Origin of the sequence: Plesiocystis pacifica SIR-1 (genome assembly GCF_000170895.1) — a bacterium.
Lineage (GTDB): Bacteria > Myxococcota_A > Polyangia > Nannocystales > Nannocystaceae > Plesiocystis > Plesiocystis pacifica.
In genome coordinates, this window is sequence record NZ_ABCS01000002.1 from 169,348 (window position 1) to 183,644 (window position 14,297).

Below are 14,297 nucleotides of genomic sequence, written 5' to 3' on the forward strand. Positions count from 1 at the left end.
TGGCCATCGCCACAGCCCCTCGCCCTGTCTATACGCTACCGCTGGACCGTACTCCCCCCCTGTGTCCCGAGCGGCCATCAAGAAGATCCGCTCATCGGTCAATGGCGAAAACTCGACGAGAGCTGGGTCGCGCGCACCCGAAAGCTAGGAGAAGACCTCAACGAGGCCGGTAAGGAGCGAGGTCGGATTCACTCGGCGTTCTCCAGCCTGACCAGCGCTTTGCTCGGCTTCGAGCGCAAACAGACCAAGCTGCAGAAGCGTCTCGACACGATCAGTGAGCGTTCCCCCTCCGAGCTCGGGCCGACGTCATGCGTGCACATGCTGACGAAGCTCGACGGCCTCGAGCAAGAACTAGAGGCGCTCCATGGTGATCTAGGCGAGGTCGAGCGCAAGGCAGAAGAAGAGCGCGAGCGCAACGCGCAACGCGAGAAGTGGCAGACCGAGCAAGAGGAGGCGCAGCGTGACCTCGAAGTGAAAAAGCAGGAGGTCCTGGAGCTCGATGGCGAGAAAGCTCAACTCGACGCCGATCTCGAAACGGTCAACTCGGAGCTGGAGGAGGCCACCCGAAAGACCAAAAAGGACCTCCAGGCGCGCAAACACAAGCTCTCGGATCAACGGAAAAAGGTCGTGCGCTTCATGCAGAGGATCCGTAGTGAGATCGAAGCGCTCGAGCACCTGCTCGAGCAGTCCTTCGAGTTCCGCCCGCCCACACAGAAAAAGTCCAAGCGCAAACGACAACGCGGCCGCTTCGTCCCCGACGTCAAGGCCAAGTCCGGCGGTCCGGATGTTCCTGACGAGAGGCTCCCCGAGCTCGGCGCGCTGCGCAGGCGCGGCAAGCAACGCTTCCTCGTCATCGAGCACTGGGAGCAACTCGAACGCGGTGAGCAAATCGCCGAACGCTACGGAGCCCAGCTCGTCGCTCCGGAGAAGATATGAAGGAACAGCGCATCACCATCGAAATCGACCCGGAAGGCCGGATCACTGCCGACGCCGACGGCTTCGCCGGAGACGCGTGCCTGCGTGAGCTCGACAAGCTCCTCGACGAGCTCGCGCCGACCACCGCGACCATCGAACGCAAGCCCGATGCCGGCCCCGCTCGGGTCCAGGCCTCACGAACCCAAACTGTCGGGAAGAAAAAGCGGTGAGTGCCTACATCACCTTGGCCACACCGATGACCGATCGAGAGTGCCTCCTGGAAGCTCTCGCTGCCCTCGGCTTTGGCAGCCAAAAGGTCGAGGTCCACGACGAACCCGTCGCACTCGTCGGCTACGAAGGCACACGCCGCGGTCAAGAAGCCAACATCGTCATCCGCCGCGCGCATGTCGGCGGTGCCTCGAACGATATTGGTTTTCTCGCCACGAAGACCGGCTACCAGGCGTTCGTGAGCGACTACGATCGAGGCCGCCATGGCAACCGATGGCTGGCCGAGCTCAACACCCGCTACCAGGCCGCGTGGACCGCCAAACAAGAGCGCCTCGCCGAGGAGGAGCGAAAGCGCGTCGAGGAAGAGCGCCGACAGCTCGTCGAGGCTCAGCGAGAGGCGATCCACCGCAAGGCCAAAAAGCTTGGCTACCGCGTGCAAGAGACCCGCGAGGACGGCAAACTGCGGCTGGTCTTGATCAAGCGGGTCTACTGACGATGACGACCCTCAACATTGCTCGTACGCTCGCTCGGTCGCAGGTCAATGGACCCGGAGAACGCTTCGTGATCTGGGCCCAAGGGTGCTCGCTCCGCTGTCCTGGGTGCTGGAACCCCGACACTTGGGCCAAGAAGTCCCGCGTCTTGGTGAGCGTCGATGAGCTCAGCCAAGCGATCTTCGACACCCCGGGGATCGAAGGTGTGACCCTCACAGGCGGGGAACCATTCGAACAAGCCGAAGGTTTCGGCGCGCTCGCCGACATCGTGCGCGCACGCAACATGTCGGTGATGATCTTTACCGGCTACAACCCCGACGAGTTCGATAGTCGGAATCAGCGACGACTCGTCGAGCGATGCGACATCCTCGTAGCTGGTCGATACGTCCAGTCGCGTACGGTACACGGCCAGCCTTGGCTTGGGTCAGCGAACCAACAGGTGCACTATCTGACGGACAGGTACACCCCTGCGCGCCAGAGGGCGGAGTGTGAGTTCCACATCCATGAAGACGGACGGCTCGTCCTCACCGGCTTCCCGGCGCCCGAACTGCAAGACATCACTCCCGCGTGACCTCATCTCAGGGGCGCAGCATCAGCCGAGCCCATCACCCGTGACCGCTTCCGTCAGGGTTCACTAGAGGACCAGGTCGTCGTAGTATCCGCCAGGTGAGAATACGCCAACGCTCCCCCAGAGACCGGGATGCTCAGCCCCGAGGGCGTTCATGACCGAATCCAGGCAGCGAGCTGTTGCCCGCGTCGTCGAGTTGCGCGGCTTCGCGTGGCACGACGAGCCGGCCCTCGAGCCCGCCGACGAAGGCACTCCCCTACTTGACGAAAATGGCCAGCAACTCGGTTGCGTCGCGGTGCCCGACGATGCCCCGAGCAGCGAGTTCTCCATGGCCGACGGCATCGTCGCACTCGACAGTGCGACCCGCACCCGTCTGTTCGAAACGCTGAACCTCGACGAGATCGAGCTAATCCGCACGCTCTTGACCACCGTCGACGAGGCCCAAGAGCAGTGGCTGCTGGAGGTCGACGCCCGCATCGATTCGAATCTCTCCTCGACACTCGAAGAGTCTGACCTCCCCGGTCTGAGCCGGCGGGAACGAGCAGAGATCAGCATGCGGGTCGCCCGCTACGTGCTCGCCGGCGACATCGACTTCGGCCCCGAAGTGCGTGCGATGCTCGATCGCATCCTCGCCACGCGGCGGCGGCTGTTCGCCGACTCACTGCGCCTGGTCATCAGCCTCGTCCACCGGTATCGCAAACACATGGACTTCGCCACGGGTATGCTCCGCGGCGCACTTGGCCTCGACAAAGCGATCGATCGCTTCGAGCCCGAACGAGGCTGGCAGTTCTCGACCTACGCGACCTGGTGGATCCGACAGAACATCACGCGCTCATCCATGGACTTTGCCACCGCTCTTCGCGTGCCCGTCCACGCGGCCGAGCAGACCACACGTTTTTGGATGGTCCAGCAGGAACTCTGGAGTCAGACGGGCGTGCGTCCGACCGACGAAGAGGTCCTCAACCAGGCCAACTTCAAGTTCTCGATCGAGCGACTCGGCGACTATCGCCGTCACGCCCGCACCGCCCACCTCACGCGACGCGACCAACTCGGGGCAGCAGAGGCCATTCTCGACAGCGACATCCCCTCCCTGCTCGAAGGCAACCCGGCGAGCGGCTGGGTTCGCGCGGCCATCGACCACGCCACCGCGCAGGTCGACGACAAAGAGCACAGTCGGCCCTCGAGGGGGCGCTGGCACGCGATCTTCTCTCGCCGAATTCTCGGGGACCAGATCCAGAACAACACTCTGCGGGAGCTCGGTGAAGAGTTCGACATCACTCGAGAGCGCATTCGACAAAATGAGGCGAAGCTGATCGACTTCCTCGCACGACGTCTCTTTCGCGGGCAGGAGCACCTCCCTCCGTTGGCATGGGGGCCGTCCGATGAGTGATCTACGCGCTATGGTCGAGAGCCTGCTCGGTGCGCTCCGGCACGCGGGTGGAGAACAGAATGCGGCCCGCCTCGAAGCCGAGTTCGAGCGCCGGGATTGGCAGCTCGAACTCGGCGACCAGCTTGCCGTGCTCGCAGCGGTTCAACGGGCTGCGGAGCAGGCGGCAAACCAACCCGCAGCACCCGCTCCCCCGCCGTCGGCTCCGTCGAGCCCGCCGCAGGACACCACAAGCCTCACCCCGCCCCCACCGCGCTTCACCAGACTCAATGCCTTTGGACCTTGGGTCGAGACCCTGCCAGCGAAGTGGGCCTTCGTGGCTGCGGTCCACGAGCTCTTCGAAGCGTCAACCCGTCCTCAGCTGAGAGACGCGCTCGGCGAGGTGTTCGTCGAACACCTCGGCTACACCCCCTCGAAGCTCGACGAGACCCAGAGGCTCGCTGGTCAAACCACGCTGACCCACGCTTCGGTCGTCGCTCGCTACGAACAGTTCACCGTGGTCGTCGTCGAGTCGACCTACGCTGGTCCGTACCTGAGCTCCTACGAACGCATCTTCGCGCTTCATCCCCGGGCCCTCGTATTCGCGCTCGAGCCCGGGGTCCGGGTTCGGGTCATTTCACGCCAAGTCGGTGGCAGTGGACATCTTCTGGGCTCACGGGTGCTCCACGGACGAGGCAAGCGGAGCTTCCCGACCGATGATCCGGTCATCTGGGCGCGACGCCTCGCCCTGCTCGACCCCCAGCCGCAAGATGACGATCGAAGCCTCGCCCAGCGAGCTCACGAGCTCCTCGCCTGCTCGGCAGCGGACCTGTGTAGTGATTGGGACCCGCGCCCCACTCGAGCTGGCGAGCTCCCCGGCTGCGCCTGGGAGCAAGCCCCAGACCTCGAACTCGAACAGTTCCTACAGACGAGCCACACCGAGGTCCAGGAGCGTATCTGCTTCGGACTCGAAGCCGAGCTGCGCGCCTGCTTTCCGTGGCGCAGCCGCGATGGTCTTTGGGTCGACTACACCGACTACAGGGTCCAGTCCGTCCATCGGGATGCCGCCGAGGCGATCCGAACCAAGGCCTGCACCCGCGTCGTCATCGAACTCGACCTCGAGGTTGTCACAGCCAAGGCCGAGGCTGAGGCCTCCTCGATGACGGTCCCCTTCTCGATCGTGGTCCCCGATTCGGAGGGACGTTTCGTCCTCCATGGTCGGCTCCTCACCTTCTGGCCCAAGACGGAGCCTCTCGAGACTTGGGACAACGAGGGTGACGACTTCAACGAGCAAGACGAGACCGAAGGCGAAAACGAGAGCCCCCTGCCGTCCCTCGATCCCGACGACGACGAAGATAACGAGTGGTCGGGGCCTCAAGAATACGCCCACCCGAACGCCTACACCGGGGCTGGCCTGACCCCGCTCCTACGCTGGGCTGTCGGCCGACGACTCCGTTGGTACGGCTGGAAGCTATCCAAGCTTCGGCCCTCGAACCCGCTGACAAGCCATGCTGTACGCGCATGGTTGGGCCGCTGGCGCGACGAACACGGGGCCACGCGCGCTTTCTCCTACGCGGTCCTCAACCACCACCTCCAACCGCCGGTCGTGGCCGATTTGCGTGTGCTCGCAATTGACCGCGTCGCGCCCCCGCCAGCTTGGGCTTGTCTCGATCTGACCAGCGCGTTGCCCCCGGGTTTCGCCTATCCGGTCGCCGGTGCCCGGCTTGGACCTGGCGGAGTTCTCGCCGCACCTACGCTGACCGAAGCCGGCGGGCTTCAGCTCCTGACCCGACCCGCCAACGCGACACGGATCAACCCGCGAACCCGCGGCCCAGGCAGCTCCCCTCACCGCACGAGCTTCATCGCCACGCCGCTCGAAGCGTGGTCGACACTCCCGGCTGGTGCGCTCGAGGATCCCATGGCCGCGCTCGCGTCACCGACCTCGGGTCCCTTCCTGCGCAGCCCCGGCCCGGAACTGCGCGTGCTGCTTCCTATCAGCGAGCGTCCCCGGACCTCGCGCGCCACCTGGCACATCGACATCCCCGCCCACTTCGACGTCCGAGAGGCCCCCGAGATCGTCGTCGAGGTCGGTCAAACGATCGAGCCTGGGACAGAGCTGATCCGCGTCCCACCGCACACCTGGGGCACCGAGCCCGACCCGCTGCCCCACCGGCTGAGGACGGTCGCCGACATCATCGCCCGTCGGAACTCGGAGGTCGCGGGCCATCGTATCTACGCCCCGCCAAGCCTGCGCGGCCGACTCCTCGAAGTCGAGAGCATCGAGATCCGCGACGCGGACGGCACCCTCCTCACCCGGCGAGTGAGCTTCGAGACCCTTGCAAGCAAGCGACTCGATCGCGCGGTCCTCCCCGACGGGCGAGTGGCTCTCGTAGAGTTCGTCGGTCCCGCTGAGTTGCCCTGGAGCACTCGTGACGGCGAGCCGGCCTTGGGCCTCGTCCTCGATCCAGAGGCCGAACCCTCGGAACCGTCCGCTGAGCAAGAGCCCCAGTGGATCGAAGGGACGACAGGCGAGCCCCTGAGGATCGTCGAGCCCGTCGCCGAGCTCACTCTCACCAGCCGCCGCCCGGTGGAGCCCGACCCCGCTCTGGGTATTCGAGTCGTCGACAACTGGGGCCAGCCCCGCGCCTCGGACGATGCCACCCTCACGACCGCCTACCTTCGCTGGCTTCAGGCCGCACACCCCGGCCTCGCTGCCGAGCTCTACAACGCAACAGTCGACCACGTGGGCGTTCTGCCTGCGGCGACCTCGGCCGCCCAGCTCGCGGCCGCATCTCAGACCCCTTTGCCCTTCTTTGCACCCGAGCCGCCCGAGTTCGACCCCGATGCGACACGCACTGCGCCGCTCGGCATCTACGATCCACGACGTCGCGCAGGTCACCCCGAACGATGGTGTGGAACCCGCAGCAGCGGCGGCATTTGGGAGTGGCGGTGCGAGTGCGGGCAGCTCCGCGGGCCGACGTACGCAGGCATGACCTGTGCGAGCTGTGGCGGCGTCGTCAGCCGCGAGCCCATAGCGGAGCCGCTGCACGATTGCCCCCTCCCGGTACGAGTCGTCCACCCGTGGCGCCGCTCTCTCGTCGCAGCCCTCCTGGGTCTGACCGAGGCCGAGCTCCGCCCGATCATGCAAACCGAGGACTGCTCCGAGCTCGCAAATCTCACGGCCGTCGCACTCGACCAGCCCCATCGAAACCTCCACCAGCGCATCGCCCAGACGGAAGATCAAGAGCTTTTGACTGCGCTGCTCCAGCAGCATGCAGAGCTCGATGCGGCTCTGTGCCACGGCTTGGAGCTAAACGACCTGTGGCTGAGCCGGCTGAGCGTGCTCTCGCCTCGGCTGCTCTTCGACGGCTATCGCATGGGCGCAGCGGACTTGGGCCAGAGCCCCTTGACCAAGCACTACCGTTCGATCACCGCAGTCTCCGAGCTAACCAGCGGTCGCGTGGAGCTTCTCCCGCAGCTGCGCCGTGCTCAGTGGATCGAGCTTCAAGGACGCGTCGACCAGCTCTTCGGCTCGGTCGAGCACGGCGAAGCAGGCACCCTCGCCGAGTACTGGCGGCGAGTCTGGCCAACGACCGTCCATGGCTCTGTGCCGCTCAGTGTCCCCGGCCTGTGTGTGGACATGACCCCCGACGAGCTCAACCAATCGTCGACAAGGATACTGTGGCCGGGCGCGATGCTCGAAGGATCGCGCCTCCACCAGCTCGCCGTCCTGACCCCAACCGGGCTACTCGAGCTCCCGCCACAGCCACAGCCCGAGTTCGACCTCACGAGCGATCAAGCTTGGACCGAGCGCGGAGCCTGGGCCGAGCTACTCGACCGTCACTCGACCTGGCTCGCGGCAGTGTTGCTGGGAGCCGATGGGCATCCTCGCGCGAGCCAGGCGCTACGCGCCATCGTGCCACCGGACCTGGCCGACTCCTCGTCTCTCGGCCGAGTGCTCCTCCGCGAGCTCATCCGCGGCCTCGCCCCACCCGCTGGCCGACCGAGCAAACTCTTCGAACTCGTCCTCGCTCCCAGGCCGCTCCGGCTCCCGCGTGCAGACCAAGCCGCCAGCGAGGCGATCGAACAACGCCTCGCCGGCCTCGTCGATGGCGATGACACCGCCGCGCTCACGAGCGCTCGGGCTCTGGCAGTCCTCCTTGGCGGCTTTTGGCAGGGAACGCCAAGCACCGAACACCCTGCGGGCTGGCTGTGGTCACACACCGAACACGAGGTGCCCAAGAGCTTCCGTCGCGTGGTCCCTCGTCTCGCCGACGGCGCGTGGCAAGCGTGGCCCGACTTCGACCTGATGATGCATCCGCTGCGGGCACTCGCGCGCGGCTCCGTCGTCCATCCCCGCAGCCCGGGTGTGCGTGCATGGTTTGGACTCGACGGGGAAGAGCTCCCCGTCGACATCGATTGGGGCGAGGTTCGAGCCCCGGTTGCCCCACCCGAGCCCCCAGATACAACTCCCGTCCCGCCGCCCCTCCCCAAGGACGCGAGCGACCAGGCCGCCGCTGACCCCGCTGTGCCTCAAGGGCCCCAAGCGACCCACTTCACCCAGGAGGTCGTCGTCGTCGACGTCTCCCTCCAAACCTGGCTCGCAGCCCAACGAAGCTAGGACCTCGATTCATGTCTTCGCAAGATTCCTCTCTTCGCCAGCTCGTCGCCCCGGGGGAGCTGCGCGCCGATCTCTTTGAGATTCTCGGCAAGCCCTCCCCCACGGACATCCTCGTCGCAGCTCCCGGCCTCGCGCTGCCCTATCCCGGCAGCCAACTCATCGTCGAGAACCCAGGTAAACGGCTCCCGCGCGAAGCCAGCCATGCCCACCGCGCGGCCGTGCTCGAGCAGTTCGCTCGAGGCATCGATCGTCTACCTCAGACGGCCACGTGGGAGGAGCTGCTTCGCGCCTGGGCTAGCTCCATCGCCGCCGGCGAGGTCCGAGTGCGTCAGGTCCAACGCCACCCCCTCCACTCGCGGCTCTTGTCGCTCCCCGATCGATCCATCATCCCCCAAGCGCCGCTGTCCTCGACCACTCACGCGCTCGAGCGCGAGCTGTCCGTGGAACTCCGCGGCAACGAACACATCCGCGCCCGCGCATGGTTTGCCCGCCACTTCGACGACGCCGCGCCTCTCGAGGAAGAGGTGCTTGCCTGCCTGGAGGAATCGTGGGCTGGTGAGTACTGCACCCCGCGCGACATCTACTACTTCACCTTGGCTCGCTACTTCCGCAGCTTCGTCGAGGGCATGAACCTCGAGGACGACGACAATCCGCTCCTCGCGCATCTCACCGCGTTCCAAAAGTCTGCCTACGACTATGCCAAGATGATCCTCCGCCGCTACGGAGGCGTGTTCCTCGCTGACGTCGTCGGCCTCGGCAAGACCTATATCGGCCTCGCGCTACTTAGCCATCTCAAGCGGCGCTATGGTGAGCGTGCCGTCGTGATCGCACCTCCGAGCGTGTGCCCCGCGTGGGAGCAGCTCAGTCACGATCTCGACATCAACCTCAAGACCATCTCGATCGGCAAACTCGAAGAACTCGACGACTACACCGATCGCGAGGTCGTCGTCATCGACGAGTCCCACAACTTCCGCAACTCCGGCACCCTTCGCTACGAGACCCTCCAAAAGTGGCTGCGACCTGACGAGGGCGCCTCGCACCGCAAGATCCTTCTGCTCTCAGCCACGCCGCAGAACAATCGTCCGGAAGACATCAAAAACCAGATCGCGCTGTTTCCCGACAACTACACGAAGCTGCCCTTCGAGGACCGCGACGCATGGTTCCGCGAGGTCGCCATGGGCCGCGCTTCGCTGCGAGATCTACTCCAGCACATCGTCGTCCGCCGCACCCGGCGAGATATCGCTCGCTCCTACCCCGACGCCAAGCTCCGCGTGCGTATCGCCCCCGGCCAGTACGAGGAGCGCCCGCTGGAGTTCCCCACGCGCCTGTCGGGTGAAGAGCAGTGCCTCCGCTACTCCCTCGACTCGACCTACGGCCAGCAGTTCTACTCCGAGCTCCTCGAGGCGATCCGAACCATGCGCTATCCCCTGCAAGGCGTCGGTCGCTATCTGAGCGAAGACAACGAAGGGGATCCCCGCGTCTCCGATCTCCGACGCGGAGCCACGAGCGTCCGGGGTCTATTCAAGGTCCTGCTGCTCAAGCGCCTCGAGTCGAGCATCGAGGCCCTACACACCACTCTGGTCCGTCTGGATGCCAAGCTGGCCCATGGCCAAGCACAAGTCGAAGGTGGTCATGTTCCCCTGCCTCCACGAGTTCGGACGAGTGAGGAGGCCGACGCCGACGCTCCGAGCTCTTTGCCCATCGACTTGTTCGATGCCGACAAACTGCTCGAGGATATCCTCGCGGACAAGCAGGTCGTGAGCAGCCTCGTTCATCAGGTCAAGATCCTCAAGATCCGTAGGGACGAGAAGTTCGAACGACTTGTCGACTACCTCAATCAGCGTCCGCCGACGCAGCACAAGACCATCATCTTCACGCAGTTCGCCGACACTGCCCACTACCTACGCAACAAGCTCGGCGAGCTCTTCGGCAGGACCGAGGTCGTGACTGGCGCGAGTTCTGGGATCATCCGGCTCGCGCGGCGCTTTGCGCCCGTAGCGAATCGTGTCCGCAAGCGCGATCCAGACACCGAGATCGATCTCCTGATCAGCACCGACACTCTTTCCGAGGGCGTCAACCTTCAGGACGCCGACACGCTCATCAACTACGACCTCCACTGGAACCCCACCCGCCTCATCCAACGCGCGGGCCGTATCGACCGCCTCGGCAGCAAGCATGATGAGATCCACATCTGTGGCTTCGTGCCGCAGCGCGAGCTCGAGGCCGACCTTGGCTTGCTCCAGATCCTACAGCGGCGGATCCGCGAGTTCGTCGAGGTCTTTGGCGAAGACAACAACATCCTGCCTGGTCACGAGCGTCCCGACATCGATCAGATGCAGGCGGCCTACACCGGCGCGGCCTTGGACAGCGCCGACGCGAGCGACGATCTCGATGGCCTCAGCCGCCACTCCGACGAGCTCATCCGTCTGCGGGAAGCCGAGCCCGACTACTTCGCTCAGATCGTCAACATGCGACCAGGCCGACGGGCGGTGAGCCAGACCGGCCCGTCGGTGGTCGCTACCCACTGTGGTTGGTACTGGGAGTTCTGGAGCCCACGCGGACCGGCTGAACTCGAACGAGTCGGGACCAGCGAGGCCTTCGAGTTGCTCCGAAGGCACTCAGAAGCGGGCGAAGCACCCATGCTCGAGCCCGCGGCTGATGAGAGCGACCTCGTCGAGCGTGCACGGGACGAGTTCGAGCTCCTCGTCGAGTTGTTTCGCCAACGTCGACTCGAGCCCCAACTATCCAAGCTTGAGCTCTACGTGCTCGACCGCCTCGGCCAGTACCGCAAGAAGTGCCCCGAGCCCAAGCGCCCCTTGCTCGAGCGCATCGAACGGTGGGTGAAGCGCGGGTCTGCTCAGCTCGTCATCCGCAAGCAAGCCAGGCTGTGGAGGAAGCACAAGCTCGCTCCCGCGGTAGTGTTCGAGGAGGCTCGACTCTTGATGGCCCGTTTTCCCCCACAGGATGAGGACCTTGGCGAGCCGGAGGTCATCGGCACCGTATTTGGGCGGCCCTCATCCTAGCCAGGATCAGAACACGAGCATACCGACGACACTACTGGATGACCCCCCGGACCTTGGAGTTGCCCCCAGTTTGCGGACACCGAGTCTATGCGGCGCAGCGCACCTTGGTTCGCCCACGAAGCGGAGGGTGCGTAGCAGGCGCCGGCGTTCGTACTCGACGTGACAATGATGTTGACCTCGAGCCCGAGGTTCGAGCCATAAGCAGCGAAGTCTATGCCAACGGCCGTGAGGTCGTCAGCGGCGGCAACCACGGCAAGGTCATCGGCGCCTTCCCGGACGTCTGCAACAGCCCTCCTGGACCTCCTGCCGGCCCAGTCCCCGTTCCCTACGCCGACAAAGACCCAGTTCGGCTCCTGGTCCCACGACGTCATGGTCGAGGGCAAGTGCGTACAGCATCACCGGGATCTGACGACCTCCAACCACGGCAGCTACCACCTCGACGGCTGTGTAGTCTCACTCGTCATCGAGTTCGTCCAGAAACAGGTCCAGCGGGTCATCGACGATACCGCTGCGCACGACGTGCCCAGCGGTCGTCTCAAATTGCTTGACTTCCGCCCACCTGGCCCGAACGGCTCCCTCGTCGACCAACTCCTTCCGAATACCAGTCACGAGTCCTGCTCGCAGCAAGCTCCGGTCATCCCATGACGCCTGGACCCTCGGAGGGTTGAATAGCGCCGAAACGAGTTGTTTCGCGTCGAACGCCTTAACCTCTCCGATATGCTGCATGATCATCGTCGTAAAGCCATCAGCACGCGGGTGACCTCCAAGCGCCATGACCAACTGCTCGAACAGTTCGGCCTCGTCTGGTCGTACGACCATGCGGTCTGGTACGTCAGGGTCTTCAGCATACAGATCTTCGTGAAAACTCCCAGGAAACTCGACAGCGAAGATCGCGGGGTTGTCTTCGACACCGCTCGGGCAAAGCGCGAGCATGACATCATACAGTCGCAATTCACCTCGCAGACGAATACTCCCATCGATGGTGAAGTAGGGGTTCCTGCTTGCCAGGGTCTCCAGGCCTGTCGGTTCGAGAGCGGACAAGTTTTGGTAGCCAGGAATGAGCGCCCCCTGGCACCCATGCCGGTGCCCACCAACCTCGATCTCGCTCACACACCCGTACCCCCGAAGACCGAACTCATATTGTTCGATCAAAAGGTGGAGCGCGTCCTCGAGACACTGCAACGCGTCCTGGTGTGACATCACGGTCGTCACGAGTCCGATTTTGTAGTGCTCGGACATGGCTCAGTCGTGCTCCTGGATTAAGTGACGCGGTACTGAGGACGTGACATCCTTTGCCGCTCCGCGCGGTATCGCAGCGTGAACTGGCATGCCCGGAAAAATGGCCGCAGCAGCGCTGGCATGCTTCTCGAGTTGACCGAACTTCACAGCGGCTCCTGTCACCTTGGCCTCCTTGACGATCCCGTCAGGCGTTACGCAGTCAAATTCTCCCTGCATGCCGCAGTCAGGGCACTCGTACTCGACTGACTGCTCCACCGCGCTGGTGTCCTTCGCCACTCGCTGCTCCCAAGCGTAGCCCTCCTCGATCCCCTCGGCCGCGAGCGCCCGCCTGAAATACTCGTCGGCAAGGTCGAGGTTGCCTTTTCCTTCGAGAACCACTGCCCGCCGAAGCAGTCTGTCCTTTTTCATTGCTTCCCTTACCCGGCCTTGCTCGATATGCCGGACTTTTCGTTGGTTGTGCGCGGGATCAGATCGGGTCATGTTGGAGTGGGGACAACTCGAGTCGCCCTGCCCGCGCTTGAACACGACGCCGTTGACAACCCCCGCGGCGGTGGCTGCGTTGGGAGGGCTGCCGCTGGGCCCGCAGTTGTTGACCATGGGATCCCCATGGAGTTGGACGTTCTTGCCCTCGACCTTTACGTCCATGGAGCCCAGGCCCACGAACTTCGTTGGACCGTGGGTGTTGGAAGAGACGAGCCCACCGCCAGTGGCTTTTGAGGCAGCGTCCCCTTGAGAGCCGAAGCTCGCCCCGCGGATGGCGACTGCCTTGCCACCGATGCGAACCCGCTTGGAGAACTTCTTTGGTGCCTGGCCGCTCTTGCCGATGTTGGGCAGTGGAGTGGCGACGAAGGGCGCCGGTGGCCCCGGCATCTTGCACACGTTCGGGGTCGTCGCGGCGGCGACCCCGTTGCTACCCGCAGTCACGGGAGTCTTGGGCGAATTGACGCTAACGTTGCTCACACGACTCCGAAGTCTAGACCCGAGGGGCTTCCAGCACCACCGCGCTGCGCAGACCCGAGTAGGAGCCTGACCACAGGAGTGTCAGGGAGTGCTTCGCGTAGTCACGTGCCCAGGCTCGAACAGCGAGTACCGCCAGCAGCGCCCCCGTGGACGCGCCGACGTCACCCCAGCAGTCTGTGGCGACTCGGCAACGAGTTGCGTCTCCGAGGAACTCGGCCGCGCGAGTCATGGCGAAGGTCCACTCCTCGCTGCGGAACCGCTCACCGTTGAGGTCGCAGTAGATGGACTCCGCTCGAAGCCCTGGGGCACCAGTTCGCCTTCGGGCGAGAGTCATGGCATTGGCGATCGCGGTCGAGAGTTCGCCACCACAAAAATCTGGGTCTGCGCTCCTTCGATCGGGCCCCTCAGTCGTGGACCAGCCGATCAATCTCGCCTGCGAAGGGAGCTTCCGCCTTCGAAGGAAGTCTGGACTCGCCACAACCAGGAAGGCCGCTGCCTCGCCCGGAACCAGACCAGAGATGGAGCCGCCTCCACCCGCGAGTATCTCATGCCGTTCTAGCCATCCCAGGCAGTCCATGTCGAAGTAGCTGTCGACACCGCCGACGATGCACGACTCGACAGACCCCGCTGCGACTCGTTCGGCAGCATGCCCAAGAGCAAGCAAGGCGCCCGCGTGTCCTCGACCAGCGAGCTCCAGCTTCGTGCCGACACGCCGCCTTCGAAGATGGCTCTCGAATTGAGCTGCGAGGGCTGACTCGTCTTCGAGGCGCCACCCGGGAACGAGTTCGGGCATGGCCAGTAATACCGAGGCGTCGAGGCCCTCAGCGTGACTCTCCACGCCCAGCTTCGTAGCGAGCTCGTCGAGAGCAGCCTCGGCCAGCGAGAT

At 64.6% G+C, this 14,297-nt stretch carries 9 protein-coding genes; 7 read left to right on the forward strand and 2 right to left on the reverse strand.

Annotated elements, in window-relative coordinates; translation table 11 throughout:
- Positions 1 to 219: 219 nt before the first annotated feature.
- The 7 genes from PPSIR1_RS01895 (at position 220) to PPSIR1_RS01925 (ending at position 11,212) form a co-directional block, all read left to right on the forward strand.
- Positions 220 to 936 (forward strand): hypothetical protein, encoded by a 717-nt coding sequence (locus PPSIR1_RS01895; protein ID WP_006969277.1) that lies wholly within the window; start codon positions 220 to 222, stop codon positions 934 to 936.
- Positions 933 to 1,145: a DUF2997 domain-containing protein gene (locus PPSIR1_RS01900; protein ID WP_006969278.1), complete on the forward strand. Its 213-nt coding sequence runs from the start codon at positions 933 to 935 to the stop codon at positions 1,143 to 1,145. Before PPSIR1_RS01895 ends, PPSIR1_RS01900 begins: the two co-directional genes overlap by 4 nt.
- Entirely contained in the window at positions 1,142 to 1,636 is a 495-nt protein-coding gene (locus PPSIR1_RS41575; protein WP_157595120.1) for a DUF1257 domain-containing protein, read from the forward strand. Before PPSIR1_RS01900 ends, PPSIR1_RS41575 begins: the two co-directional genes overlap by 4 nt.
- A gap of 2 nt (positions 1,637 to 1,638) precedes the next feature.
- Positions 1,639 to 2,205 carry a 4Fe-4S single cluster domain-containing protein gene (locus tag PPSIR1_RS01910; RefSeq protein WP_045115192.1) on the forward strand — a complete coding sequence of 189 codons (567 nt, stop codon included), beginning with the start codon at positions 1,639 to 1,641 and terminating at the stop codon, positions 2,203 to 2,205.
- Positions 2,206 to 2,356: 151 nt separating this feature from the next.
- Positions 2,357 to 3,592 carry a sigma-70 family RNA polymerase sigma factor gene (locus PPSIR1_RS01915; RefSeq protein ID WP_006969281.1) on the forward strand — a complete coding sequence of 412 codons (1,236 nt, stop codon included), beginning with the start codon at positions 2,357 to 2,359 and terminating at the stop codon, positions 3,590 to 3,592.
- Between the two features lie 10 nt (positions 3,593 to 3,602).
- Positions 3,603 to 8,189: a hypothetical protein gene (locus PPSIR1_RS01920; RefSeq protein ID WP_157595121.1), complete on the forward strand. Its 4,587-nt coding sequence runs from the start codon at positions 3,603 to 3,605 to the stop codon at positions 8,187 to 8,189.
- A gap of 440 nt (positions 8,190 to 8,629) precedes the next feature.
- A complete protein-coding gene (locus tag PPSIR1_RS01925; RefSeq protein WP_198154433.1) occupies positions 8,630 to 11,212 on the forward strand; it encodes a helicase-related protein in 2,583 nt (860 codons plus the stop codon).
- 453 nt (positions 11,213 to 11,665) lie between these two features.
- Here the strand turns inward: PPSIR1_RS01925 and PPSIR1_RS01930 are convergent, their stop codons facing one another.
- Both PPSIR1_RS01930 and PPSIR1_RS45515 read right to left on the reverse strand, forming a co-directional pair.
- A complete protein-coding gene (locus PPSIR1_RS01930; RefSeq protein WP_006969285.1) occupies positions 11,666 to 12,451 on the reverse strand; it encodes a hypothetical protein in 786 nt (261 codons plus the stop codon).
- 3 nt (positions 12,452 to 12,454) lie between these two features.
- Positions 12,455 to 13,411, reverse strand: coding sequence for a PAAR-like domain-containing protein (locus PPSIR1_RS45515; RefSeq protein WP_086000923.1), 957 nt, complete (start codon positions 13,409 to 13,411; stop codon positions 12,455 to 12,457).
- Positions 13,412 to 14,297: the final 886 nt, after the last annotated feature.

Coding starts and splice junctions, on each gene's coding strand:
- PPSIR1_RS01900 (WP_006969278.1), top strand. CDS start 933: ATGAAGGAACAGCGCATCACCATCGAAATCGACCCGGAAGGCCGGATC.
- PPSIR1_RS01915 (WP_006969281.1), top strand. CDS start 2,357: ATGACCGAATCCAGGCAGCGAGCTGTTGCCCGCGTCGTCGAGTTGCGC.
- PPSIR1_RS01930 (WP_006969285.1), bottom strand. CDS start 12,451: ATGTCCGAGCACTACAAAATCGGACTCGTGACGACCGTGATGTCACAC.
- PPSIR1_RS01920 (WP_157595121.1), top strand. CDS start 3,603: ATGGTCGAGAGCCTGCTCGGTGCGCTCCGGCACGCGGGTGGAGAACAG.
- PPSIR1_RS01910 (WP_045115192.1), top strand. CDS start 1,639: ATGACGACCCTCAACATTGCTCGTACGCTCGCTCGGTCGCAGGTCAAT.